This window comes from Lentzea sp. NPDC054927 (assembly GCF_053610285.1).
Window position 1 is genome coordinate 354,329 of sequence record NZ_JBSGXZ010000001.1, and the last position, 26,508, is coordinate 380,836.

The following is a 26,508-nucleotide window of genomic DNA, read 5'->3' on the forward strand; positions in this document are numbered from 1 at the left end:
TGGCGGTCCGATTCGAAAAGAAGTCGCCTGGATGTCCCAGGACCTCGCGCCCGCGGTCGACACCGTCCCGTGGGATCAACTGCAGCACCACTACGGCACCGCCGAGGACGTTCCTGAACTGCTTCTCGCCGCTCCCACCGATCTCGACGCCTTCGGGGAGCTGCAGAACAAGATCTACCACCAGGGTGGGACCGTGCTGTCCGCGGCACCACCCGTGCTGCGCTTCCTCGTGCACTGGGCCGAGGATCAGCCGTTCGGGCCGCGGGGGCCGGCGATCGACCTCATCGGCAAACTCGCCAGAACCGCTCGAGAGGCTCAGCCCGAGTTCGTCACGCCGGAGTGGCCCGCCGCGTGGAGCACAGCGCTGCCACGCCTGCTGAGCCTGCTCGCCGACCCGGATCCGTTGGTGCGCAGGCAGATCGCGTTCCCACTGGCGCAGGCTCACGAACACGCCCAGCTCGTGACCGCGGCCCTGCTCGCCAGGTGGCAGGAGGAACCCGACGACGCGACCCGCCTCGGTTTCGTGCTGGCCGTCGCTCAACTGCTGCACGACACGTCCGGCGACTGGCCGCCGCAGGTCGTCGACTGGCTGTCCGCGCTGTCCGGGCATCAAGATCCAGCACACCGGTTCGCCGCGTCCATGGCATCGCGCCTGTCAGGCCTCGGTGGCCGCGATCCGCGGCACGTCGACGAGGTCGCGTCCTACCTCCCCACCGCGGATCTGGCTGTGTGGCAAAACGTCTGGTGCACGCGGCGGACCACAGCGCGGCTGATCTGGTGGACGAACGACGTGCTCGGCGCCGACCGGGACGGCAGGAACCGCACGGCCGCGGCCCTGCTCGGCAGCCGTGATCCCGAACGACGTGCCAGCGCGTTGAGCTCCGCCGCCACCTTGATGAACCGCTGGCGGTCCTCAGTCGGAACGTTGTTGCCGCACGTCGCCGGCCATCTGACCGACCCCGATCCCCAGCAGCGCGAGACGGCGGCCTCGATCCTCGCGGCCACTGGTCGCGCAGCCGAACCGTGGCGCGAAGAACTACTCGCTGCGTGTGAGGACGACTCGCCGACCGTGACGCAAGCCGCCCTGCACGCCTTGGTGAGGGCCGAAGCCCCTGAAGCAGTTCCGCTGGTCGTGGATCTGCTGGACTCGCCCCATCACGGACTCGCGCTCGGCTGTCAGTGCGGAGGTCTGCGGTTCAGGCGGTCGGTCCCCAACATCCTCACCCCCCTGCGCTCATCCGCTGCCGACTTGCTGCCCGGCATCATCCGCAGGCTGCGGTCCGCGACGACAACGGACGAACAGCGCGCGTTCCTCCAAGTCCTGGAGGCGTGGGGTCCTGAGGCCCGCGCAGCTCTCCCGGACATCGCGGCGTTTCTCGGCACCGAATCGGAGGAATGGGCGCTGGACGCCCTCATCGCGTTGGACTCCGCGGAAGCCAGGGCCGTCGCACTTCCCGCGGTCATCTCCGCCAATGAACTCGGCGGCACCAAGGCCGCTCACCGTTGCTGGCGGGTCACCGGCGACGCCGAGGTGCTCCTGCACCACGTCCGAACGAGCGGTTCGGCGTTGTCCCAGAACGTTCTCGTGCTCACCGAGCTCGGCCCAGCGGCGGCGGAGTTTGAAGACGAGTTGCGCGGCCTGACCACTTCCGGGCAGCGCGGGTGGGCGCAGGTCGGTCTCCGGCACGCGCTGTGGCGGATCACCGCTGATCGGGAGGACGGGCTCGCGGTAGCGGACGCCGCGCGGTGGACGATCACCTCGGGCATGGTGTCCGGCTCTCGCGCCATCCGGTACATCGGGACCCTGGCGTCATTGGGCCCGTTGGCCGCGCCGGTCGTCCCGGCTCTGCGGCCGTTGCTGGACACCGATGTTCGTCCTGGCTCGACAGACCAGTGGAGCAGCATCACCAACGACGAGCTGCTCTGTGACGCAGTCCGCGCGATCCTGGCCGCCGCCGGGTCAGCGGCGTCGGTAGCGTGAGCTCATGCCACAGATCACCGTCGAGTACTCCGCCGAAGTGAGCGAGGCGTTCGACCGCCGCGCCTTCGCCCTCGCGTTGCACCAGACCCTGTCGCCGCTGGTCAGCTCGGACGTCGCCGCGTTCAAGACGCGGTTGCGGCAGATCGAGGAGAGCGTGATCGGTGACGGGTCGCCGGCGGCGATGATCCACATCCGGATCGGGCTGCTGGCCGGGCGGTCAGTGGAGCTGAAGCAGGAGGTCGGCAAGGCGGCCATCGGGCTCGCGCGGGAGCACCTCAAGCCGGTCGAGGGGCTGACGGTCCAGGTCACGCTGGAGGTGTACGACCTCGATCGCGAGCAGTACCAGAAGGTCGTGGTCTGAAGAACTCGGCCAGTGCGGCCGCTACCTCGTCGGGGCGTTCTTCCGGCAGGTAGTGGTCGCACGGCAGAGCTTGGCCGCGCACGTCGCTCGCGTACGAGCGCCAGACGTCGAGGACGTCGTAGTGGCGGCCGACGAAGCTGTGTTCTCCCCACAACGCCAGCAGGGGCGCGTCGATCAGGCCGCCCTCGCTGTCGTGCACCAGGTCGATGCCGGCCGCGGCGCGGTAGTCCGAACAGGACGCGGCGATGGACGCCTGGTCGAAGCAGCGCACGTACTCCTCGATCGCGGCCGGGTCGAAGGGCGTGCCGCCGTGGTGGCGGGCGTTCATCCGCGAGGTGATCCAGAACCTCGGGTCGCAGCCGATGAGGTGCTCGGGGATGCCGTTGCCCGTGGCCAGGAAGAACCAGTGGTAGTAGCCGAGGGCGAAGTCCTTGTCCGCGTTCTCGAACGCGTGGCGGGTGGGCACGATGTCCAGCACCGCCAGCGCGGACACGGCTTCCGGGGCGTCCAGGGCGAGGCGATGTCCGACCCGGCCGCCGCGGTCGTGGCCCGCCACCCCGAACCGGTCGAAGCCGAGCGCGTTCATGACCAGCAGCTGGTCGCGGGCCATCGCGCGCTTGGAGTATTCGAGATCGCCCGGGCCGGGCTGGGGCTTGGCGCTGTCGCCATAACCACGCAGGTCCGTGACGACGACGGTGTAGCTCGACGCGAGCTGCGGGGCGACGTGATGCCAGATCAGGTGGGTCTGCGGGTAGCCGTGCAGGAGCAGGATCGGCGGGCCGTCACCGGCTGTGGCACAACCGATGCGCACGCCGTCGGCGTCGATCGTGCGGTAGGTGAAGGGCAGCGGGACGCTCATGACGCCTCCAGCACTGCCCGCGTGAACGCCTCGGTGCCGGCAGTGCCACCGAGGTCAGGTGTGCGGATCGGGGTCTTCGCCAGCACGTCGGCGATCGCGCGCTCGACCTCCGCCGCGGCTTCCGGATGGCCGAGGTGGTCGAGCATCAGCGCGGCGGTCCAGATCGCGCCGAGCGGGTTCGCGATGCCCTGACCGGCGATGTCGGGCGCGGAGCCGTGCACGGGTTCGAACATCGACGGGAAGTCGCGTTCCGGGTTGATGTTCGCGGACGGGGCGATGCCGATGCTGCCCGCGACGGCGGCGGTGAGGTCGCTGAGGATGTCGCCGAAGAGGTTCGAGCCGACGATGACGTCGAAGCGTGCCGGATCGAGAACCACCTTGGCGCACAACGCGTCGATGTGCTCGGCGCGCCACGAGACGTCCGGAAAGGACTGTGCGGTCTCGGCGACGACCTCGTCCCAGAACGGCATGGTGTGCACGATGCCGTTCGACTTGGTCGCCGACGTCACGTGCCCGCGCCGCTCCCCCGCCAGCCGGAACGCGTACTCGGCGATGCGCGACACCCCGGCCCGCGTGAACACCGATTCCTGCACGGCCATCTCTTCCGGGAAACCACGTCCGAACCGGCCGCCGACCTCGCTGTACTCGCCCTCGACGTTCTCCCGCACCACCACCAGGTCCATCTCGCGCGCGCCGCGCACCGGGCTCTCGACGCCCTCGAACACCTTGACCGGCCGCAGGTTCACGTACTGCCGGAAGCCGCGCCGGATCGGGATCAGCAGGCCCCACAACGAGACGTGGTCCGGTACCGAGGGAGCACCGACCGCGCCGAGCAGGATCGCGTCGTGGTGGCGGATCTGGTCGAGCCCGTCGGCAGGCATCATCGCGCCCAGCTCGGCGTAGCGGGCGCACGACCAGTCGAACTCGTCGTAGGTGAACGTGATGCCGTGCCGCTTGCCGGCGGCCTCCAGCACCCGGCAGGCGGCGGGCGTGACCTCCTGGCCGATACCGTCCCCCGGGATGAGCGCGATGCGGTGAGTGACCATGGACCTGATGACACCACCACTTCACGCACGGCGTCCAAGACGTGTGTTCACGCAGGGTTAGAGGCTCAGGCTATTAGCGACGTCCAGGAACGCCGTCGCGGCCGGAGTCAGCTCGCCCAGGCCCGATACCAGCGCCAGGTGCAGGTAGCGGGCGGGTTCGAGGGCCAGCACGAGCGCTCCTGACTGCCGCGCCAGCGGTGCCCACGACTCGGCGAGCACGGCCATTCCGACGTCACCCAGCACGAGCGGCAGGATGGCCTCCCGGTGTTCCGTCTCCACGACCTCGGTCAGGTCGACGCCGCCGGCGCGGATCTCGTCGACCACGCGCCGCATGCCGGTACCGGGCTGGCCGACGATCATCCGTTGCCCGGCGAGGTCCTCGTGGCGCACGACGGTGTCCGGTCCGAACGACCCGTCCGCCGGGCAGACCAGCACGAACCGCTGCCGCCCGATCCGGCTGATGGCCACCCGCGCGTCGGCCAGGGGTTCGCTGGTGCCGAGCAGACCCAGCTCCGTTCGTCCACTTCGGACTTCCTCGATGACCTCCTCGGCGGTGAAGGCGGCCCGCACCGAGATCGACAGGCCAGGGTGTTTCTCGGTGACGGCCTTGATCATGCGGGCGAGCGGCTCGACGGACTGCGACGGCATGGCCGCGATCTCGACTCGGCCGACCTGCAGGCCCGCCACCTCGTTGACGCTCGCCCGTGCGGTGGCGAGCACGCGCACGACCTGCCGCGCCGGGCTGATCAGCGCTTCTCCGGCGTCGGTGAGCACCAGACGACGACCGGCGCGGCGGAACAGGTCGAGCCCGAGGTCACGTTCGAGCGCGCGGATGGACTGGGACAGCGACGGCTGGGCCACGTACAGGGCAGCGGCGGCCTTGTTCACGCTGCCGTGGTCCACGACGGCGAGGAAGTACCGCAGCTGCCGGATGTCCATTCCGGCAAGTTAATCGGCAAACGCGTCCGCCTGCGACCGGTAGAGCCTGGCGTAGCGGCCGTCGCGTTCGAGCAGCTCGCGGTGGGTGCCAAGCTCCGCGACGCCGCCGTCGGCGAGCACCGCGATGCGGTCGGCCGATCTGACGGTGGAGAAGCGGTGCGTGACCAGGATGGTGATCATGCCGTTCGCGCCGTCGGTGGCCCTGGCCATGCTGTCGAACAGGGCGTCCTCGGTGAACGCGTCCAGGCTCGCAGTCGGCTCATCGAAGAACCGCACCAACGGGTTCGTGCGCATGAGTCCACGGGCCAGGGCGAGGCGTTGCCATTGGCCGGTGGAGAGGTCGGTGCCGCCCCACGACGTGCCGAGCTGGGCGTCCTGCTCCAGCACATCGGCGCTGGAACGGGTGATGGCGGTCCGGACGCGACCGGTGTCGTCGAGGTGGGGCAGGTCGCCGACACCCACCGCGCGCTGCAGGGTGAACTCGAAGCGGGCGAAGTCCTGGAACGCCGCCGCGAGCCGCTCGCGCCAGGTTTCGAGGTCGAGGTCGGCGATGTCCACGCCGTCGACCGTGATCCGGCCTTCGGTGGGTTCGTACATCCTGGTCAGGAGCTTGACGAGGGTGGTCTTGCCGGCACCGTTCTCGCCGACCACGGCCAGCGCGCTGCCGGCCGGGATGGTCAGATCGACGTTGCGCAGCACCCACTTCTGCGTGCCGGGGTAGCGGAACGACACGTTCTCCAGCCGGATGCCGTCGACGATCTGCTCGGGCGCGGGCAGGCTGCCGCCGGCCACACGGGCGTTGTCGACGAGCCAGAGGAAACGGCTGACGGTGTGCAGGGTGCGACCGAAACCGGTGACGGCCTGGATCGGCCAGATGACCGCGGTCTGCACCTGCTGGCTGAGGTAGATCGCCAGCACGACGTCGCCGGGGGCCGACTGCCCCTGAATCGCCTGGTACAGCACGAAACCGACGGCGGCGATCACGCCGATCACGTACAGGACCTGCTGGGCGAGCGAGGCCAGCGCGACCTTGCGTTCGGTGTGCTCGACGGGCCGGCGTTGGTCGTTCCACAACGCGTCGATGCGCCGTTCGAGGTTGTCCGCCAGCCCGAACAGGCGGATCTCGACGGCGGCGTCCCGGTCCTGGGCCACCGCGCGCAGGTGGCGGGCGGTGCGACCGGGCAACGCGGAACTGTCTTCCGCCGTTGCGCGCCAACGCTGTTGGGCCTTGGTGATCAGCAGGGCGGGCAACGCTAGCAGCACCAGCGCGAGCATCGCGGGGTGCGCGATCACCAGCAGGATCATGACGGTCAGGCCCGCGCAGATCGCCTTGACCGTCACGGCCAGGGCGCTCATCGAGTTGCCCAGCTGGCCCTGGCGTTGCCTCAACAACTCCAGCTGGTCCTGGTACTCCGCGCGTTCGAAGTGCTCCAGGGTCGGCAGTTCGGCGGACAGGCGGGCGATCTCGGTGTCGAACGCGTGCGCGACCTTCTCGCCCAGCACCATCCGCCACTGGCTGGCGGACAGGTCGAGCTGCCAGCCGAGCCCGGCACCGAGCACGAGCGCCGCGACGCCGACGACCACCTGGCGGGTGTCCTGCCCGATCACGCCGTTGGTGAGCATCGCCAGCCACAGACCGGACATCAGCACGAGGGTGTTGCCGAACGGCTCCGCGATCATGGCCAGCGTCAGTCTGCGGTCGACCCGCCACGCCATCGCGATCAGGACGCGGATCTCACGCATGGCTCCACTCCTTACCTGTGATGTCTTCTGCGAATCGGCCTGCCTGCAACGAGTACATCGCCGCGTATCGACCGCCAACGGCCATCAGTTCGGCATGGGTGCCGTCCTCGGCGATCCGGCCGTCGGCGACGACCACGATCCGGTCGGCGTGCCGGACGGACGCGAGCCGGTGCGAGACCAGGATCGTCGTGATGTCACCGGCCAGTTCGCTGAAGCGGGCGAAGAGTTCTTCCTCGGCCAGCACGTCGAGGTTGGCACTGGGCTCGTCCATGATCAGGATGTCGGCCCCGCTCTCGACCGCCAGCAACGCCCTGGCCAGCGCGACCTTCTGCCACTGGCCGCCGGAGAGGTCGCGGCCGTTCGGATGCGACGACGACAGGACCGTGTCCCAGCCGTGCGGGAGGTCGTCGAGCAGGCCGAGTCCGCCCGCACGTTCCAACGCCCGGTGGACGTCTCCTTCGCCGAACCCGATGTTGTCCTTCAGGGAGAGCTCGAAGCGGGTGAACCGTTGCACGATGGCGCTGACCTTGCCCGGCATCGCGATCTCGCCCTTTTGCGGCTGGTAGATGCCGCACAGCAGGTTGACCAGCGTGCTCTTGCCCGCCCCGTTCTCGCCGACGATCGCCAGCGACTGTCCTTCGGGGACGATCAGGTCGACACCGGCGAGCACCGGCTCGTCGCGTCCGGGGTAGGTGAAGTGGACGTCCTTGAGCTGGATCGTGTTCGCGGCGTGTTCGGGTGTCGAAGCGCTGGTCAGACGGTGTGCGAGGGAGAGCGCGAGGGAGGTGACCTTGCGTGCCCTGGCCAGTGGGATCTCGGCGCCGAACACATAACCGAGAGCGCTCGTCGACAGCACTGCCTGGGCGTACACGACGATTTCCGCCGGCGTGGTGGTGTTTTGGGCGATCGCGGTGAGGACCAGCAGGTGGGCGAGCAGGACTCCGCCGGTCGCGGCGAAGACGGTGCGCATGCCGAGCTTGCGGCCCGCCCACACGACTTCCAGCGCCGCCAGGTAGGAGTCGCGGTACAGCGGGACGAGCCAGCCGGCCAGCCCGAACACCCGGATCTCCTTGGCCGCGGGGCTGTCCACGGCGAGTCCGCGCAGGTAGCGGGCGCGGCGCAGCGCGGTCTCGCCCTGCTGCGCGCCGAGGTTCATGCCGTGGTCGAGCCACTTGCGCACGCCGAAGCTCAGGCCGCGCCAGCCGAGGAACATGACGATCGGCGCCCACCACGCGAACGTCGCCAGCACCACGGCCGCGCCGATGCCGGTTGCCCGTTGGCGCAACAGTTCCCTGAGCGCGGTCACCGTTCCCACGAAGCCGTCGACGCGTTCGAACTCCGCCAGCGCGCCGAGTTCGCCGCTGGTGTCCGGATCCGCGAGGTGGGCGACATCGGTGCGCAGGGTCGCCCTGGCCACCGTTTCGTGGATGGTGCGGGCGAATCGGCCGTCGAGCACGGCTGCTTGGTGGTCGAGGACCGCGGAGAGCACGGTGCCGGTGAGGAGTGAGGCGCCGAACAGGGCGAGTCCGAGTGCGGCTTGCGACGGGTTGTTCGGCACGCCGGACACGAGGACGCCGGATGCGGCGATGGCGACGGCTGGGGCGAGGCCCTGGAGCACGGCCAGCACGCAGAACAGGGCGAACCGCCATCGGCCGGCCTGCCACAGCAACGACGAGAACTTCACGCCAGCACCTCCCCGAAATGCTCCACCACTGCCGTCGTCCAGGAATCGAAGTCGGCTGGTTCGTGGCCGTTGCCTGTCTGTTCCAGGTAGCGGTCGGCTCCCAGCCGTTCGACGAACCGCCGCGACTGCTCGACCGGAACCCTGTCGTCGCCCTTGCTGTGCCCCATCAGCAGGCGTGGCGCGGTGATCGGCCGGTTGATCGGGCTGCGCTCCCGCAACTGGTCCGGATCGTCGGCGAGCGCGCCGAGTTCGGTGCGCAGCCATTGCTCGTGCAGGCCTGTCGCTGACTCCAGCAGCAGCGGCAGATCGGTGACCGGGGCCCACGCCGCCACCGCGTCGACAAGTTCCGCGGCCGCGGCGAGCAACGCCAGGTAGGCGCCGTAGCTCTGGCCGTACAGGCAGATCGGGCGGTCGCGGCGCAGCTCGCGGAGCCTGGCGGTCACCGCGGTCACGTCGGCGCCACCCCAGTCGCCGACCACGACGTCCCGGAACTCGGCGTCGTAGCCCGAGCTGCCGGGGTAGTTCATGCCGATCACGGTCCAGCCCGCGCGGACGAGAGCGGCGATCATCGGTTCGTGGATCTGCCGGAGCTGGCTGCGCGGGCCGCCGTGCAGGTGCAGCACGATGCCTTGGTGGCCGCCGGTTTCCGGTTCGTAGAGCCATTCCGGCGACTGGGCGGAGTTCTGGTGCTGCCAGCGGACGGCGATCTCCTCGCGCTGCTGGCCGGGCAGCGGCGACATCTGTCCACTGTGGATGTCCCAGCGGACGAGCGCGGGTGAGGCCGCCGGTGACTGGTGGCGGCCGAGGAGGTGGCGTTCGTCGGCGGTGAAGGTCAGGTCGGTGGCGATGCCGTGGTCGGGGACCGGCGTGCCGATGACCTCGCCCTCGCGGTCCAGCACCTGGTAGGAGTACTGGTGGTCGGCCCAGGCCGTGGTCAGCAGGAGACCGGACGGGGAGACCGCGATGCCCGCGCTGCCGGGTGCGAACCAGCGCACGTCGAGGCTCTGCAGATCGAGCACGCCCGGCACTTCGTCCGCACCCGTGAGCGCGATCAGCGGCCCCTCGCCCGCGGCCGACACGGCGTCGAACTCGACGATCTGCTCGCTGCCCGTGTCGTTGTAGTGCACCACCACGACCTTGCGGTTCCGCGTGAGCACCAAGGTCTGGCCGTCCCACGCGGCCACGGACGACACGCCTTCGGTGGCGTCGAGGACCTGGTAGGTGCCGGCCGACGGGCGATGCACGCACAGCACCGGGCGGCCGTTGCGCACGACCGCTACCAGGGCTTCGGTGCCGTTGTAGCGCAAGGTGCGTCCGACCACCGGATGCGTCGACGTCAGCATCCGGCGGTCGGTGTCGAGGAGTCCGAGCTCGCCGCGGCGGCGCAACGCGACCAGGTTCGGCGCGGCCCAGCCGACGAGGTGCCAGTCGCCGGCCGGGATCCAGTCGATCTCGGCCAGGTCGGTGTCGCCGTCCGGGCCGACCTGGGCCAGGCCGACTTCGCCGGGTCGCGTGACGACCAGGCGATTGCGGTTCAGGGAGAGCTCGGCGATGGTCATGCCGCGGCCAGCAGTTGGCGCAACACGTGGAGATCACCAGCGACGACGGCGTGCGCGGCGCGTTCCCTGGTCAGTGGTTCGACGAGCGCTGACGGTTGTTCGCCGAGGTTGCTCAGGATGGTGTCGACGACCTCGGGTGCCCCGCGCCGCATCCGGCTGACCGCCGCGAGGTACCAGCGCGCGGCCTCGTCCGTCGCGCCGGCCGCCAGCCGGTTGTCGGCGAGCCGGAAGCACACCGCGGACACGGCCTTCTCGCTCGCCTGGTTCGTGTCGCCCGCCTGGTCGAACAGGTCCAGCAACCGCGCGGCGACGGCCTCGGCCTCCGTCTCCTCCCCTGCTTCCAGCAGCACCCGCACCAGGTCGGAGGCGACGTAGGTGGCGTTCGCGACGTCGTTCGCGGCCGCCCACGCCTGGCGGTACAGGTCGACGGCCTCTGAGGTGCCGCGGCGGAGCTTGGCGAGGTTGGTGAGGAGCTGGACCTGTTGGTCGGCAACGGTGTCGTGGCCCTCCAACAGCGACAGCGCGGTGCGCATGCTCGTGACCGCGCCGTCCAGATCGCGGTCCCGGTAGAGGGCGAGAGCGGCGCCGTTGAACGACGCGGCGACCTGGGTGACGGGTACGTCCAGCTCGCGGGCGTGCTCGAAACACCGTGCGGCCGACGTGCGCACGGCCGGGTCGGGGTCTTTGGCGAGGAGCTGGCCGAGGCTGTAGGCGAGCATCGCCCGTGACGTCGGCTCGACCTCCTGCTTCGCCGCCTGCCTGAGCACCAGGTCGGCGAGCGGGCCGGAAACCCGTTTGCGGTCGGCGACCAGCGCGGCCAGGTAGGCGCTCGCCGTGGTGGAGTTCGGGGCCAGCCGGTAGAGATTGCCCGCGTACCGCGCCAGCACGCGTCCCTGACCTGCGGCCTCGGCGGCGGCACCGGCCGTGAACGCCTTGAGTGCCAACGCCGGATCGGTCAGCATGGCCGCGGCGGACAGTGGTGGCGCTGTGGAACCGGCCACGACCTCAGCTGCCAGTTCGGGAGTGATCCGCAGCTCGCGGTGCACCGGCGTGGTGTAGGTGCGCAGACCGTCCCTTGTGGACGTTACGGCGTGGACGAGCGAGTCGTCCCAGCCGTGCGCGGACTGCCAGCGCTGGAACTCGGCCTCCGGTACCGCGCCGCCGGCCAGGCGGAGCATCGCCAGGATCTCGTCACCCTCTGACGGCACGGCGGCACGGACGTGCCTGAGCACGGTGATCGACTGCGCTTCCCCGCGCACCAGCCGCATCCGGCACTCCTGCAGGAACCGCACATCGTCACGCGTCGGCGCGCCGAACAGTTCCACCACCACAGCCCGTGACCCGCCCTCAGCCAGCCACTTCCGCACGGTGCCGACTTCCGCACGCAGCCTCGCTTCACGTTCGTCGTGGCAGCGGAGCAACGCGGTGGTCATGTCGCCGTGTTCGGCGGGTCCGCGCAACCACAGCGGCCGACCGGCACCCAGGTAGTACCGCACCGCGCCGTGTCGCGCGCGCAAGTCGGCCAGCACACCGGGAATCCTCGCGGACTCCACTGACAGCACCGTCACGCTCATGACGTCACCCGGCTCGCCTTGAGCGTCGCGCGGTCCTGCACGAAGCCGATCGACCGGTACAGCCTGCGCGCGGCGAAGTTGTCCGCCATGACGTTGAGCCGGCAGTCCGCGTACCCCGCTTCCGCCAGCCCGAGCATGCTGCGCACCAGCAACGCCTTGCCCAGCCCCGCGCCTCGTTCGGCACCGTCGACCACGAGGTGCCCAATGAGCGGCACACCGCGGTCCTCCGTCACAGCGATCGCGCCGCGTGTGGTGCCGTCCGCGACGATCCGCAGACTGGCTTCCGGCACCAACGGCCCGTACTGCCCGTCTTGGAGCTCTTCGAACACGCTGAGGTCGTGCGGTTCCCCCGGCAGGTCGTCTCCGAACGGCTCGAACCCGTACCCGATGGGCAGCACGCGTTCGAACGACGCGATCATCTCGCGGTCCAGGCGCAGCCACATCGGCACGATCAGGCCGCAGTCAGTGCCGCCGACGTCCCAGAACTCCGGGTGCACCGCGATGACGTCGTGCATCCCCTGCTCTTTGAGGTACGCGAGCGCCCGCACCAGGTGCTCGACCACGACCGGGTCGTCGCGCTGCGGCAAGCACTCGGTGACGTACCAAAGGCCTTGGGCCGGTCGCACCACGCACGAGAACACGGTCTCGCCCTTGCGGGACGCCACCACCCGGCGGTTCGGGCCCCAGTCCACGACCATCTCGTGGACCAGGAGATCGGTGAGGTTCACGGTCGCTCCTCGAGTCGCAGGGTCAGTGGCGAACGGGCGACGTGGCCCGCGAGCCGAAGCCGGAACGCGTGCACGCCGGTGTAGCCGCGCATGTAGTCGGGCCGTGGCGCGCCGATCCCCTCCGGCGCCCACTTGACGGCGAACCCGTCCCGGAACCGCACCGCGTCGAGCTTGCGTCCGATGTGGACAGCGCCGTCGTGGAACTCCTCGCCGTGCGACGGATCTCCCGCGAGGTCGAGCAGGAAGTCACCGTCGCCGGCCAGCCCGTGACACCGGCACACACTCCCGAACGGCCGCGCGGTCGTGATCGCCCGGCCCGCTTTCCTCGCTGCGTTGCGGAACTCGTCGTCGTTCGTGTGCTGCGCCAGGGCGTGCAGCAGGATGCCGACACCCGCGGCGCCGTTGCACCAGTGCGACCAGACGGTGTCTTGGCCTGGTTTGTGCGGCCACGACAGGCCGTGCGCCGCCGGGACAGCGGCGTTGACGAGCGCGCGGCCGGTGGCGACGGCGAGGTCGATCGCGACCGGGTCGTCGACGGCCAGCCCGGCGTGCAGCAGGAAGTAGGCGACGCCCGCGCTGCCGTGCGCGAAGCCGTGGAAGGAGGAGCCGTTGTTGGGCCAGGCCGGGTAGCCGTCCTGGGTGGACACGCCGCCGAGGATCTTGCCGATGATCGCTTTGACCTCGTCCTCGCCTTCGCCGGTGGCGTTGAGGAGCGCGATCTTGGCCAGCCCGACGCCCGCCCAGCCGTGCGTGATGTCCCAGCCGTGGACGTCGATGGCGGTGAGTGCTTCGCTGAGTTTGAGGGCTTCGCGGCGCCACAGGCCGGGTTCGTGGCCGGCGGCCAGGTCGGTCATCAGCCACGGGAGCGAGCCGAGGCCGAAGTACAGGCCGGGAGGGGTCAGGCCAGGAACGACAGGGTGGTTCTCCAGGGTCCAGGTCAGGAGGGTGTCGGTGTGCTTGAGCCAGGCGCTGTCGCCGGTGGCTTCCGCGAGGTCGAGGTAGTAGCGGGCGATGCCGGCCGTGCCCGCCATGAAGGAGGCGGGGTGCATCGAGCCGGGTGCCCAGCGCTGGGGCCAGGGCCAGGGGTGGCGGTCCCACTCGACGAGCTTGACCAGCTCCTCCCCCGCGGCGACCGCTTCCTCCACGGTGCGATCTGCGGACAGCGACAGTTCACCGCCACCCAGTCGGGTGCGGGTGTCGTCCACCACGGCGGCATCAAGGCCGGCTGGCGCGAAGGCCTCCAGCACCGCGGCCACGTGCTCGGCGTAACGCACGTTCCGGCCCAGGTACGGGTCGATCCCCGTCAGCAGGTAGTGGTCGATCGCCGCGAGCGCGTACTCCGTGTCACCAGCCCAGGGCACAGACTCCGGCACATACCCCGGCGTGTGCGCGACGAACGGCGGCTCCGGCGAGTCCACCAGCCCGGCGTGCTCGAGATCGATCACCGCGAGCCGCGACCCGTCCACCATGATGTTGTTGGGCGTCAGGTCGAGCAGCCGGATCCCGCGCGCTTCGACATCCCGAACCAGCCGGTGCACCCCGTCCCGCAACGCCAGCAGGTCAGGCACCGACACCGTGGCGCGGTAGTTGAGCCGCTCCACCTCGGCACGCAAAGTCCGCCCAGGCAGGAACTCCTGCACGAGGTAGGCGTTGTCCTCCTGGTGGAAGAAGGCGAGCGCCTCCGGAGCGAGCCCGGTCCCGCTCAACGCCCGCAGCATCTGCCACTCGTTGCGCAGCGCTGTACGTGAGTCGCGGCCGAGCCGGTCAGGCGTGGTCCCGATCCGCGCTTCCTTCAGCACGGCCGGTGCACCGCGGTGCAGCACCCGGAACACACCACCCTTCACCGACTGGCGCAACACACCCTGGACGACGATTTCCCGCCAGAACAGCCCGGTCCCCGGCCGCGGCCGAAACGCCCGCGACTGCGACGGCACCGGGTCGTCGACCCAGTCGGGCGCGGCGACGCCGGGAGCGCGCTTGTCCTCGACACGACGGCCGGACGGATCGACCAGCACGTGCCGGAGGCTCTGCTCGACCGGGTCGAACACGCTCTGCGCGGAGAAGGCGCCGTATCGCAGGTAGACGTTGGAGTGCGGGCGGAAGCGGCGGTCGGACGGCACCACGGGCGCGTCGAACTCGCGCGTCACGGCGTCCAGCGAGGCCGCCAGTGACTCGACGTCGCCGTCCGGGTAGATCGTGATGAACTTGCCGGACTGCGTGAGCGGCGACGGCGGTGAGCTGAGGTCCATCAGCTTGTCGATGGACCGCGCGGCCTTCCAGCGCAAGGCGTGAGGGACCACGACGGCTGCGACGCGGCGCAGGACCTCCGCTGCGTGCAGAGGCGAAGCGCTGACGTGGATCTTCCAGCCCTGCCGGCGCAGCGGGCGGTCGGCCACCGGGTCGAAGTGCCACCAGAACGGCTCGCCGCGCACGGTGTAGGTGTCGGCGCACGCGGCGGCGATCTCTCCTGCCCCGCGCCGGATCGGGTCGGTTGCGACGCGTCGTCGCATGGAACTCACCTGCCTAAGAGGGACTGGCGGGGGGCCGCCTGGCGGCGGCCCGCGGCATCACCGGAGATCCGGTCAGTTCTGGCTCGAGGTCCAGGAGCAGAGCGTGCAGAGGGAGTTGTCCTCCATCAGCAGCGCGTCGTCCTCGAAGCCCATGGTCAGCAGGTCGTTCGCGTCCACGATCTTCTCCATGTGAATGCACCTCCGTGTTGTTGGTGTTTCGGACCTCGTTGCGGCCCGAGAGAAATGTCCCGTCCGGGGCCCCGAATCTCATCCGTGGCGGCCACCACCATTCCGTCGTCGCAGGTGCGGGGCGTTGCGGCGGCGGCAGCGGCGGGGTTGCGCTCGAGCGGTTCACGAGCGGGGTGCGGGAGGATGCGTAGTGACGAGTACGTAGGCCAGTCGCAATGGTGGTGTTCTCCACCCATGACCGGCCGGTGTTGCGCTGGCACGCTTCGTCTCATGGAGATCGCCTGCCGCGCCACACCCGCTCCCACGGACGTGTTCGCGCACGTCGTGGCCCCGTGGGTGAACGCGACGAGCGCCCGTCTGCACCACGAGCTCGCCGCGTTGCCCGGCACCGCGGTGGATCCGGAAGCACTGATCGCGTCGTGTGCCGAGCGCCTGACCACCCGCCTCACCCGGCTCGCGGCGCCGGTTCTCGTCCATGAACTGGCGCGGGCCACGCTCACGGGCGACGACGAGCGCGAGCGGTTCGCGGACTTCCTCACCCACGACCACTTCGAGCGCTACCCCGTGCTGGTCCGGGAAATGGACCGGGAACGCGACACCGCGGCGGAGACGATCGCCGAGATCGCCACCCGGTACGCCGCCGACCAGGACCGGTTGACCGGCACGCTGCTCGGCGCCAAGTCGGTGCTCGTCGCCCTCCAGCCAGGCGGTGACCGCCACCGGGGAGGGCGCGCCACCACGATCCTGGAGCTGGCCGACGGGCAGCGCGTGGTCTACAAACCGCGCGGCGTCGACGCCCATCTGGCGCTGGCGCACGTGGTCGAGCTGGTGAACGACCTGGTGGACCTCGGTCTAGCCACGGTCAAGGCGCTGGCGGCCGACGCGTACGGCTGGACCGAGCACGTCGAGCCGGCGCCATTGCCGGGTGACGACGCCGTCGCGTACTTCCACCGGCTCGGCGGGCTGCTCGCGGTGCTCCATCTGCTGCGGGCGACCGACATGCACCACCAGAACGTGATCACGCGTGCCGACCAGCCGTTGCTGATCGATGTGGAAACCCTTTTCCAGGCGCAGCTTCCCGGCGAACGGCCCGATCCCGCCACCGTCGCGCTCGGCCGTTCGGTCGCACGCACCGGCATCCTTCCCGCGGTCGCCGGACGGCACGGGCTCGTCGACATCTCCGCGGTCGGCGGTGACGCGGGCCAGGAAACTTCAGGCGCCACCACGGAATGGCTCGACGCCGGCACCGACCGGATGCGCGCGGTGCTCCGGCCGGAGGTCATGCCCGGCGCCGCGAACCGCCCGACGTGGCAAGGTCAGCCGGTCGAGGCCGCCGACCACGCGGACGCCGTGCTGGCCGGGTTCCGGCTGACCTACGACGCGATCACCTTCCACCGCGCGGAGTTCGCCAGCGTGCTCGCCGCGTGCGCCTCGGTGCCGGTCCGCGTGGTGCCCCGGCCGACGGCCCAGTACGCCGGACTGATCGCCGCGACTCGCGGTCCGGAGTTCATGCGGGACTCCGGCGTTCGGCTCAACGCGCTCGCCGCGGCCTGTGCCACGGACTTCCTGCCCGGCCTGGCCGAACTCGAGGCCGCCGAGCTCGACGCGGGCGACGTTCCGCTGTTCACCACCCGCGCGGACGGCCACGATCTGGAGTCCTCGAAGGGAAAGCTCGGCGGAGTGCTGGCCACGTCCGGCGTGGACGACGCGCTGGCGTGCCTCGCCGCGTTCGACGAGTTCGACCGCGAGGACCAGGAATGGGTGATCGCCGCGGCACTGGCCACCCGCCGGGTCGCGGTGACGGGCGCCGGTCCCGGCCAGGTCGGGCAGCACGCGGTCGGCACGGACGAGGTGCTGTCGGCCGCCTGCGCGATCGCCGACCGGATCGTCACGACCAGCTACGGCTCCGACCGGATGAACTGGATCGGCCTGGAACCGGTCGGCGACACCCGGTGGCTGGTGCTGCCGATGGGCGCCGGGCTCGCACACGGCTACACCGGCGTGGCGCTGTTCCTCGCACAGCTCGGCCGGATCAGCGACGTCTGCCGCTACACCGACGTGGCCCGCCGGGCGCTGGCGGCGGTGCCGGATCTGCTGGGAATGTTGCGCGGCAACGACGACCTGATCGCCGCGGTCGGCTCTGGCGGCCTGACCGGGTTCGCGGGAATCTCCTACGCCCTCGCCAGGATCGCGAAGCTGCTGGACGACGACGAGGTCGCCCGCTGGGCCCGCACGACCGTCAAGCTGGCCGCGACGGCCGCCGAGTTCGAACCCGAACACGGTCTGGCGGCGGCGATGCGCGCGGTGGACGCGGAGATCGGCTGCGCGGACGCACGTGAGCTGGCCGAACGGTATCCGGACGGACCCGCAGGTCCGGCCCGGTGGTGCCAGCACGACGCTTCCGAATGGACGGACGACGACTTGTCCTTGTGCCACGGGGAACTCGGCCATGCGGACGTGTCGATGAGCGGCTGGTCCGCCGCGACCCGGCACCGCCGAACGGGCGATGTGCTGGCCGTGCTGCGCCGAGAGGGTCCTCGCTGCGTCACCCCCGACCGCGTGCCCACACCAGGGCTCCTCACCGGACTCGCCGGGCTCGGGATCGGGTTGCTGCGCCTGGGATTCCCGGAGCAGACGCCGTCGGTCCTGCTTTTCGAAGCCGGCAACTGATCTTCCCGTGATTTGCGGGGAACACGAAGAAACCGTTACTCACCAACAGGAGAACTAATGAGACTCTCGGAGACCAACGACCAGTCCGCCTCGGTCCGCGCCACCACCAGGAAGATCGGCCTGCGGATCGCCGCGCTGACGGGCGTCGTCCTCTCCGCAGGAGCCATCGCCGCAGCTCCGGCCGTCGCCACCGCGCCCAACGCGGACGTCGTGCTCGACTCGGTCGTTTCCGTCAACGGCGGTGGGAACGGTTCCACTTGCTGTCGGCCGGAGAACTGAGCGCCCGTTATCTGATCATGTGTCACGTTCTAGGTGCATTTCGTGATCTCATGTGCGAGTGGCATTACGTGCACCAGTCGTCGTCGGCCGTGACCATGAGCTGGAACTGATCAGGACGACGTTGGCGAAAGTCGCTACGGGGCGGGGTCAGGTGGTGTTCCTGACCGGCGAGGCCGGGATTGGCAAGTCCCGGCTCGCTTCCGTCGCGACAGACCTCGCCTACCAGAGCGGGATGAGCATCATGCGCGGCCGCGGCAGCGCCATGAGCCGCACGATCCCGTTCCGGTGCCTGAGTGAGGCTTTGCTGTCGCTGCAACGCCTGGGCACCACCGTCGACATCGACGAGCTGGGCCCCTACCGGCCGGCACTGGCCCGCCTCAACCCGGACTGGGGATCCCCGGCCGACGACGCGTCGAGCAGTTCGCTCATCGTGCTCGCCGAGGGCGTGCTCCGGTTGATGGAACTCGTTGGCCGCAACGGCGGATGCGCCGTGGTCATCGACGATCTGCAGTACGCCGACCCGGACACGTTGGCAGTGCTCGAATACGTCATCGACAACATCGCGCACCAGCCGACCCTGCTGCTCGCGACCATGCGCGACGAGGACAGCGCGGCGCTGGAGTTCGCCCGCGACACCAGCAAACGCGACTCGGCCGTGTTGATCGAACTTCGCCGGCTGCGGCAGCAACAGGTGTCCGCGCTCGCGGGTGCCTGCCTGGAAGGCTCGTTGCCCACGCCGGCGCTCGACCTGTTGTGGGCGGGCAGCGGCGGACTTCCTTTGTTCGTCGAGGAACTGCTCGACGAGATCGTCTCGGACGGACAGCTCGTGCGCACGGGTGACGTGTGGAGCATGTCCGCCGCGGGCGTTCCCCCGTCCGCGTTGGTGCACAGCGTCGCCGGGCGGTTCGGCAGGCTGAGCGACCAGGCCCGCGAGTTCGTGTCGGTCGCGGCGGTGATCGGCCTTCGGTTCCCGCTGACCGTCGTGCGCGAAGTGACCGGCCTCGACTACCGAACCCTGTTGCGGTACCTGCAAAGCGAGCCGGTCGCGCACCTGATCGGGCCCGATGACCACACGCCCGACTGGTACCTCTTCACGCACGCACTGGTCGCCGACGCCGTGCTCACCCTGATTCCCGAAGACGTTCAGGCCGACCTCGCCCGGCGGGCGGCGGACGCCGTCGAGAAGCGCTACCCCGGCGTGCCCGGCGACTGGTGTCACCTGTGCGCGACCCTGAGGGAAGCGGCCGGGCAGACCTCGGAAGCCGGTTCCCTGTACGCGGAAGCGGGCCGGCGGGCACTGGCCCAGGGCGCGGCGCAGTCGGCGGTGACGCTGCTGGACCGTTCGTTGGAGCTGGTGCACGAGCCCGTGCAGCGGTTCGAGGCGCTGGAAGCCCAGCTGCTGGCGTTGACCGAAGCAGGTCAGGTGGATCGCGCGCTGGCGATGAGCTTCGACAGCTCCGGGCTCGACCGCGCACACCGCGCCCGCCTGCACACGCAGCTGGCGTGGGCGGCGAACCTGGCCGGCCGCACATCGGACGGCCTCGCCCAGGTGGAAGTCGCGCGGGCGTTGCTCGGTTCCGACGCGCCCGCCGAAGTGTCCGCACCGATCGACGTCGTGGCCGCACACCTGGAGCTGGACCGCGCCGAACCGGGCAGCCTCGACCGGGCGGAGTCCGTTGCGCTGCGGGCCGCGACGGTGGCCGAACGGGTGCCGTTGCCCGTTGTCGCGTGCCAGGCGTGGCAACTGCTCGGCGCGTTGACGCGGCGGCGTGATCCAGCGCAGGCGACGGCCTATCTGGAACGCAGCCGGGCCTTCGCCATCGCGCACGACCTGCCGATCTGGGAGATCCACGCGTTGGTGCGCCTGGGTTTGAACGACGCGCTGCGCGACGGTGAGATCGGCCGGCTGGAGCAGGCACGTGATCTGGCGTCCCGGATCGGCGCGGTGATCGCCCGCTACCAGTCGGAGGTCAACATCGGCCTGCAGCTGGTGCTGCGCGCCGACCACGCGGCCGCCTCCCTGTTGATCGACGACGTGTCCTCGGCCGCGAAGCGCCTGGGACTGCAGGAGATCGGCCAGTTCATGGCGGTGCTGCGGGCCGTGCTGGCCGGGCATCGCGGCGACAGGACAACGTTGACGGAAGCCTGGTCGGTGCTCAGCGATCCGGGCGGCGAACAGCACACCGCTCGGCTTTACGGCCTGGCCGCGACGTTCTGCTCCCTGCTGGAGGAGGACAGACCACGGGCGCGGGCGGATCTCGCCCAGGCGTTGGCCGCCGAACGCGCCACCCCGACGACGTATCACCTGACCGGCCGGCTCGGCCTGTCCCTGTTGCTGCGGGCCGTCGACGGCGACCTGTGCCGCGCCGAGTACGAGGAGACCGTCGCGGATCCGGCCGCGGGACTGCGCTGGGACCACCACTTCGCGTTGCTGGCCTCCGCGGTGCTGGCCGGTGCGGCGGGTGATGCGGAGACCGCGCGGACCCGGGTCGTGGAGAGCGCCGACGTGGGCATGCTCTACCCGATGGCCCGGCACCTCGGGCTGCGGCTCGTCGGCGAGGCGGCCGCGCGGGACGGCTGGGGTGACCCGGAAGCGTGGCTGCGGACCGCGGAGCACTACTTCCACGACGCCGGGAACGCCGCGGTGGCCGGGGCTTGCCGCGCTCAGCTGCGGCAGATGGGGGTGCGGGTGACGCAGCGCCGTTCCGGGACCGACGAGGTGCCGGACGAGCTGCGGCTGGCCGGCGTGACCGTGCGCGAGTACGAGGTGATGCGGTTGCTCGGAGCGCGGCTGGCGAACAACGAGATCGCCGCGCAGCTGCACGTTTCCCCGCGCACGGTGGAGAAGCACGTATCGAGCCTGCTGACCAAGACAGGGCTGACCAACAGGCTCGCGCTCGGCAAGCTCGCCACGGGCCAGGACTGAACGTCAGGCCCGATCCGTTGAAGTACCGTGCGCGCGTGGAGATCACTGACGACCGCGCGTTCCCCGCCGCACTGGCCGCGTTGAGCGGCATCGACTTTCCCTGGGACTACGACGAGAAGACCGAGGACCCGGCGCCGGCCAACATCGACTACGAGCCCTACGACGAGTTCGACTCCGCCGAGGAGACGACCGACTGGATCAGGTCGTGGACCGGCAACAAGGAGCTCGACGGCGACGCGTTCCGGGTGTTCGGGCAGGACGGCACCGGCGGGCTCGCGGCCTGCTGGCTGGTGCGACCTGGGCGTCCGCTGACGGAGCAGCCGGTGGCGTTCTTCGGTTCCGAGGGCGAGGTCGGGGTCGTCGCGTCGAGCCTGGGCGAGTTCCTGTGGTTGCTGGCGGGTGGGGTCGGGCCGCAGGAGGCCGTGGAGTTCGGGTCGGACAGCGGGGTGCCGCACGAGGAGCTGCGTGCTGTCGCCGAGAAGTACTCCGGTGTCGAGCCGCGCACGCCCGCCGAGGTGCTGGCCGTCGCGCGCGCCGAGTTCCCGGACTTCGCCGAGACCGTCCAGTCCTGGTGCCGCTGAAACCCCGTTGAGGGAACCGGTCCTCGTTCCGGTTCCCCGATGGTCTATACCACTTTGTTGCCGCAGGTTACGCTCGGCAAACCCTGTTGTGCCACAAGGTAAACAGGACCTCGCCCCCGGAGGTCTGCCCCCGTGAGAAAGCTCCTCGCGGCCGCACTTCTGCTCAGTGCCGCCGTCATCCCCACCGGTACCGCCGCCGCGGCCGATCCGATCTACAAGGATCCGGCGCAGCCGATTCCCGCGCGCGTCGCGGATCTGCTCGGCCGGATGTCGCTCGACGAGAAGGTCGGGCAGATGACGCAGGCCGAGCGGAACGCGGTCAGCAACGCCGATCTGACCAACTTCCGGATCGGTTCGCTGTTGTCCGGCGGTGGTTCCGCGCCCTCGCCGAACAATGCCACGTCGTGGGCGAACATGTACGACAACTTCCAGCGCGCGGCGATCGCCACGCCGCTGGGCATTCCCATGATCTACGGCGTGGACGCCGTGCACGGGCACAACAACGTCGTCGGCGCCACGATGTTCCCGCACAACATCGGCCTCGGCGCGACCCGCGACCCCGGCCTGGTGCAGCGGATCGGCCGGGCGACCGCGGAAGAGGTGTCGGGCACCGGTATCGACTGGGACTTCGCGCCGTGCCTGTGCGTCGCGCGCAACGACCGGTGGGGCCGCACCTACGAGTCGTTCGGTGAGACGCCGGAGAACGCGACGTCGATGACGACGATGATCACCGGTCTGCAGGGCGCCAAGCTCTCCGACTCCGGCTCGGTGCTCGCGACCGCCAAGCACTACATCGGTGACGGCGGCACGATCGACGGCGACGACCAGGGCAACACGCAGGTCAGCGAGGCCGAGCTGCGCGCGACCCACCTGCCGCCGTTCCGCGAGGCGATCGCCCGCGGGGCCGGTTCGGTGATGATCACCTACAGCAGCTGGAACGGCACGAAGCTGCACGGCCACAAGTACCTGATCACCGACGTGCTGAAGAACGAGCTGGGCTTCAGCGGCCTGGTCGTGTCCGACTGGAACGCGATCGACCAGATCGACGGTCAGCCGGGCTTCACCGCCGCCGAGGTACGCGCGTCGATCAACGCCGGCCTCGACATGATCATGGTGCCGACCGAGTGGCGCTCGTTCATCACGCTGCTCAAGGCCGAGGTGCAGGCGGGCCGGGTGCCGATGTCGCGCATCGACGACGCCAACCGCCGCATCCTGACCAAGAAGTTCGAGCTGGGGCTGTTCGAGAAGCCGCTGACCGACCGCTCGTACACGCCGACCGTCGGCAACGCGGCGCACCGGGCGCTGGCGCGTGAGGCCGTGCGCAAGTCGCAGGTGCTGCTGAAGAACCAGAACGGCGTGCTGCCGTTGTCGAAGACTTCTTCGAAGCTGTTCGTGGCGGGCAAGAGCGCGGACAACATCGGCTACCAGAGCGGTGGCTGGACCATCTCCTGGCAGGGCGGCAGCGGTCCGGTCACGCCGGGAACCACTGTGCTGCAAGGCATTCGCTCCGCCGTGTCGACCGGCACGACGGTGACCTACAACCGCAACGGCACCGGTGTCGACGGCACCTACCAGGCCGCGATCGCGGTGATCGGCGAGACCCCGTACACCGAGGGCGCCGGCGACAAGCCCGGCGGCATGGGGCTCGATGCCGAGGACCTCGCGACGTTGAACACCTTGCGCGCCACGGGTGTTCCGGTGGTCGTGGTGCTCGTGTCCGGACGCCCGCTGGACATCGCGGCCCAGCTCTCGGGCTGGCACGCGCTGGTCGCGGCCTGGCTGCCGGGCACCGAGGGCAACGGCGTCGCGGACGTCCTGTTCGGCGACTACAAGCCGACCGGCACGCTGCCGTTCACGTGGATGTCCAGCGCGAGCCAGCAACCGATCAACGTCGGTGATGGCAAAGCACCGCTGTTCGCCTACGGGTTCGGTGCCCAGTACCCCGCCTCGCAGAACGCCTACGCGCTGATCGGTGCGTCGTACTACGACGAGCAGCGCGGCACCCAGGTCGAGCGGTGCACGGACTCGGGTTGTGGCCAGAACGTCGGTTACCTGACGCCGGGCGACTACGTGGCCTACGCGGACGTCGACTTCGGTGCCACGCCGCCGACGTCGGTGACCACGCGTCTCGCGTCCGGGTCGACGGCGGGCGGGACGCTGCAGTACCGGCTGGACAGCCCGACCGGTCCCCTGGTCGCCACGGTGTCCGCGGCGAGCACCGGCGGATGGCAGACGTGGACCAGCCGCACCGCCACGGCGTCCGGCGCGACCGGCGTGCACCGGCTGTACCTGGTGGCGACCGGTGGCACGGGTGGTGACCTGGCGAACGTGAACTGGTTCCAGTTCGCTCGCTAGCCAGTTCTCCGCTCTGGGCACCGCTCCGCGACCTGGTCGATCATGGTCGCGGGCGGTGCCTCCTTCTGTTCGACGTCACCAGGCAACGCCGGGTTCTGGCGTGGAGGGATGAGATGGACGTCCGCCGGGTACTGAGTCAGAACCGTGCACGTGCGCGTGAGCACGGTAGGCCCACCTTCGGATGGACCGGCCGGTTCGGCTCGGGGGGTTGAACACTCCAGCTACCCGATGCCGTACCGGTTGGGCCGAGATCCCGCTCACGATTGAACCCCTGCGGATGAAGCCCTGAGCGATCAACAGTCGTACCATGCGCTGAACGACGTCAAGCAGCAGGCGCCGTCGACTCTGCTCTCATCGCGTGAATGAGGTGTCGCGGCATGGCCGACGAGACGCGCACGTCCCCTTCAGCAGGCGCCAGATCGCTCAACGGTGATCGCCCTGACCCGGTGATCCGCCTGGACGAGACCGCCGAAGCGCTCGAGTCCCTGCGCGACGCCTTCACCGGCGAGGAGTCGCTCGACAACGCCTTGCAGCGACTCGCGGAAACGGCGGCCAAGGCGATTCCCGACGCCGACGCCGTAACGGTCTCCGTCGTGACCCTGGAGCAGCCGCGCACCGCGGCCGCCACGAACGACCAGCTCATCGAGGTCGACGAGAAGCAGTACAGCGCCAGCCGCGGGCCGTGCTTCGAGTCCGCGCGCACCTTGCGCCCGGTGCGCGCCGTCGTCGGCGAACACCTCGACACGTGGCCGGAGTTCGAAACCGCGGCCGCCGAGCACGGCATCCGGGCCTACCTGTCGGTGCCGGTCGTGCTGCCCTCCACGGACGTCGTGCAGGAGGAGCACGTCGGCACGCTGAACATCTACAGCTACACGGCGGCGGCCTTCGACCCGTTCGACGAAGGGCTCATGCGGCTGTTCACCACCGCGGCGTCCGCCACGATCACCAGTGCTACCCGGTGGCAGTGCTCTCGCGAACGAATCAACCACCTGGAACACGCCCTGGCGTCGCGTGCCACCATCGAACAGGCGAAGGGTGTGTTGATGGCCGTGCACTCCTGCACCGCCGACGAGGCCTTCCAGATGCTCGTGGAACGGTCGCAGCACGAGAACGTCAAGCTGCGCGACGTCGCCAAGAACCTGCTCGACTCCGTCGCCAGGTCCTGAGATCTGCTGCACGTTCTGACCCCGGCGCCACCTGCCTCGATCTCGGACAGGATCGTGGCCACGCCCGCGCAGAAGCAGTGAGCCGATCAGGCAGGTTCACGGCGGGACGCGTGCCGCAGCACCGGTGTCACCCACGCCATCACCACGCCCACCAGCAGCCCTGCCACCCCGGCGGCGAGCCCGGCGCGCGGATCGCCGGCCGCGACCGACAGCACCCCCGAGAGCACCGCGCCAAGGGGCTGGCCGAGGCCCCAGGCGATCATCCGGCCGGTCGTGTTCACCCGCGACTGGAGTTCCGGCGGGCACACCTGCTGGCGGTAGGTGATGCCGTTGATGACCACGGTGGCACTGGTGGCGCCCCAGTACGCCACTGCCGCGCACGCCACCAGCCAATGGCCGCTGATCAGCACGAACAGGCCACCGAGCAGCGATAGCGGCAACGCCGTCAGCGCCAGCCGTGCCCCGCCCCAGCGCGCGGTCAGCCTCGGCAGCAGCCGGGACGCGATGATCGCGCCCACGCCCCAGGAGCTGAACAGGGCCGCCAGCCGCACGTCACCGCTCGGCGCGACACCCAGCACGCGGTCGGCGAACGGCACGAGCACGGCCATCCAGGCGCCGATCGCGACCGAGTGCGTGGCGCCGACGAGCGTGAGGGTGCGGATGATCGGTTCGTGCCACAGAAAACGGAGGCCCTCCCGCACGTCCGCGACGATCTCGCCGGCGCCGCGCACGGGCCGTGGGTTCGCCATGCTGCTTGCGATACCGCGCAACAACAACGCCGAGCCCACGGCCGTCAGCGCGTTCACCGCCAGCAACGCCGCTGGAGCAATGGCCACCACCAGCAGACCTGTCAGACCCGGCACCACGAGCTCCACCACGGTCGTGCGCCCGTAGAGCGTCGAGTAGGCGTTGGTAAGCCGTTCCTTGCCGACCAGCGCGGGCAGAGCGCCGAAGTTGGCGGCGTCGAAGAACACGAACGCCGTCTGGGTCGCGAACGCCACCACCACGACGTGCGGTGCGGTCAGCCCTCCCGCCAGCCACGCCAGCGGAACGCTCAACAGCACCGCGGCGACGGTGAAGTCCAGCGCCACCATCATCTTCCGGCGGTCCAGCCGATCCGCGAGCGCGCCCGCCAGCAGGCCGAACACCAGATACGGCAACGCTTCCGCGGCCGTGACAGCCGACGTCCACCCCGCCGAACCGGTGAGCCGGTAGACGAGGACCGGCAGCGCCACCGCGGACACGACGGCACCCGTCACCGACAGCACCCGTGCGGAGAGATAGCGGCGGAAATCGCGGTCGGCCGCGTTCAGATCACCCACCACTCCGGGAGCATATTCGCGTGATCAGGCCTAACA

At 70.1% G+C, this 26,508-nt stretch carries 18 protein-coding genes and 1 pseudogene; 9 read left to right on the forward strand and 10 right to left on the reverse strand.

Going from position 1 to position 26,508, the window contains the following annotated elements; genetic code table 11:
* The first annotated feature begins 31 nt into the window (after positions 1-31).
* The gene (locus tag ACWGE0_RS01755; protein WP_452258960.1) at positions 32-1,981 is read left to right on the forward strand and encodes a HEAT repeat domain-containing protein; all 1,950 of its coding nucleotides are present in this window, start codon (positions 32-34) and stop codon (positions 1,979-1,981) included.
* A 4-nt stretch (positions 1,982-1,985) separates the two neighbouring features.
* Entirely contained in the window at positions 1,986-2,342 is a 357-nt protein-coding gene (locus ACWGE0_RS01760) for a 5-carboxymethyl-2-hydroxymuconate Delta-isomerase (protein ID WP_452258961.1), read from the forward strand.
* On the opposite strand, the gene ACWGE0_RS01765 is transcribed toward ACWGE0_RS01760, so the two are convergent.
* Genes ACWGE0_RS01765 through ACWGE0_RS01805 form a run of 9 tightly spaced genes read right to left on the reverse strand, consistent with a single transcriptional unit; the run spans position 2,287 to position 14,984 of the window.
* A complete protein-coding gene (locus tag ACWGE0_RS01765) occupies positions 2,287-3,201 on the reverse strand; it encodes an alpha/beta fold hydrolase (RefSeq protein WP_452258962.1) in 915 nt (304 codons plus the stop codon). The genes ACWGE0_RS01760 and ACWGE0_RS01765 overlap by 56 nt on opposite strands.
* Positions 3,198-4,247, reverse strand: coding sequence for a tartrate dehydrogenase (locus ACWGE0_RS01770; protein ID WP_452258963.1), 1,050 nt, complete (start codon positions 4,245-4,247; stop codon positions 3,198-3,200). Before ACWGE0_RS01770 ends, ACWGE0_RS01765 begins: the two co-directional genes overlap by 4 nt.
* Before the next feature lie 57 nt (positions 4,248-4,304).
* Positions 4,305-5,186: a LysR family transcriptional regulator gene (locus tag ACWGE0_RS01775; protein WP_452258964.1), complete on the reverse strand. Its 882-nt coding sequence runs from the start codon at positions 5,184-5,186 to the stop codon at positions 4,305-4,307.
* A gap of 9 nt (positions 5,187-5,195) precedes the next feature.
* Positions 5,196-6,929, reverse strand: coding sequence for an ABC transporter ATP-binding protein (locus tag ACWGE0_RS01780; protein WP_452258965.1), 1,734 nt, complete (start codon positions 6,927-6,929; stop codon positions 5,196-5,198).
* Positions 6,922-8,613 (reverse strand): ABC transporter ATP-binding protein, encoded by a 1,692-nt coding sequence (locus tag ACWGE0_RS01785; RefSeq protein ID WP_452258966.1) that lies wholly within the window; start codon positions 8,611-8,613, stop codon positions 6,922-6,924. Before ACWGE0_RS01785 ends, ACWGE0_RS01780 begins: the two co-directional genes overlap by 8 nt.
* The gene (locus ACWGE0_RS01790; RefSeq protein ID WP_452258967.1) at positions 8,610-10,172 is read right to left on the reverse strand and encodes an alpha/beta hydrolase family protein; all 1,563 of its coding nucleotides are present in this window, start codon (positions 10,170-10,172) and stop codon (positions 8,610-8,612) included. Before ACWGE0_RS01790 ends, ACWGE0_RS01785 begins: the two co-directional genes overlap by 4 nt.
* Positions 10,169-11,746 (reverse strand): hypothetical protein, encoded by a 1,578-nt coding sequence (locus ACWGE0_RS01795; protein WP_452258968.1) that lies wholly within the window; start codon positions 11,744-11,746, stop codon positions 10,169-10,171. The genes ACWGE0_RS01790 and ACWGE0_RS01795 overlap by 4 nt, the downstream gene beginning before the upstream one ends.
* Positions 11,743-12,474 carry a GNAT family N-acetyltransferase gene (locus tag ACWGE0_RS01800; RefSeq protein WP_452258969.1) on the reverse strand — a complete coding sequence of 244 codons (732 nt, stop codon included), beginning with the start codon at positions 12,472-12,474 and terminating at the stop codon, positions 11,743-11,745. Before ACWGE0_RS01800 ends, ACWGE0_RS01795 begins: the two co-directional genes overlap by 4 nt.
* Positions 12,471-14,984 (reverse strand): class III lanthionine synthetase LanKC N-terminal domain-containing protein, encoded by a 2,514-nt coding sequence (locus ACWGE0_RS01805; RefSeq protein ID WP_452258970.1) that lies wholly within the window; start codon positions 14,982-14,984, stop codon positions 12,471-12,473. Before ACWGE0_RS01805 ends, ACWGE0_RS01800 begins: the two co-directional genes overlap by 4 nt.
* Before the next feature lie 459 nt (positions 14,985-15,443).
* Here ACWGE0_RS01805 and ACWGE0_RS01810 point away from each other — a divergent pair, with 459 nt between their 5' ends.
* The 7 genes and pseudogenes from ACWGE0_RS01810 (at position 15,444) to ACWGE0_RS01840 (ending at position 25,150) form a co-directional block, all read left to right on the forward strand.
* Complete coding sequence (locus ACWGE0_RS01810) at positions 15,444-17,843, forward strand: type 2 lanthipeptide synthetase LanM family protein (RefSeq protein ID WP_452258971.1); 2,400 nt, start codon at positions 15,444-15,446, stop codon at positions 17,841-17,843.
* 57 nt (positions 17,844-17,900) lie between these two features.
* Positions 17,901-18,122, forward strand: coding sequence for a hypothetical protein (locus tag ACWGE0_RS01815; protein ID WP_452258972.1), 222 nt, complete (start codon positions 17,901-17,903; stop codon positions 18,120-18,122).
* Between the two features lie 58 nt (positions 18,123-18,180).
* Complete coding sequence (locus ACWGE0_RS01820; RefSeq protein ID WP_452258973.1) at positions 18,181-21,048, forward strand: helix-turn-helix transcriptional regulator; 2,868 nt, start codon at positions 18,181-18,183, stop codon at positions 21,046-21,048.
* Positions 21,049-21,083: 35 nt separating this feature from the next.
* Complete coding sequence (locus ACWGE0_RS01825; protein WP_452258974.1) at positions 21,084-21,629, forward strand: SMI1/KNR4 family protein; 546 nt, start codon at positions 21,084-21,086, stop codon at positions 21,627-21,629.
* Positions 21,630-21,761: 132 nt separating this feature from the next.
* Positions 21,762-23,570: pseudogene (locus ACWGE0_RS01830) on the forward strand (glycoside hydrolase family 3 protein); the annotation flags it as partial.
* A gap of 27 nt (positions 23,571-23,597) precedes the next feature.
* Positions 23,598-23,984 (forward strand): carbohydrate-binding protein, encoded by a 387-nt coding sequence (locus tag ACWGE0_RS01835; RefSeq protein ID WP_452259325.1) that lies wholly within the window; start codon positions 23,598-23,600, stop codon positions 23,982-23,984.
* A 377-nt stretch (positions 23,985-24,361) separates the two neighbouring features.
* Complete coding sequence (locus ACWGE0_RS01840; RefSeq protein ID WP_452258975.1) at positions 24,362-25,150, forward strand: ANTAR domain-containing response regulator; 789 nt, start codon at positions 24,362-24,364, stop codon at positions 25,148-25,150.
* Between the two features lie 86 nt (positions 25,151-25,236).
* Here ACWGE0_RS01840 and ACWGE0_RS01845 read toward each other — a convergent pair whose 3' ends face one another.
* A complete protein-coding gene (locus ACWGE0_RS01845; RefSeq protein WP_452258976.1) occupies positions 25,237-26,475 on the reverse strand; it encodes an MFS transporter in 1,239 nt (412 codons plus the stop codon).
* Positions 26,476-26,508 lie beyond the last annotated feature (33 nt).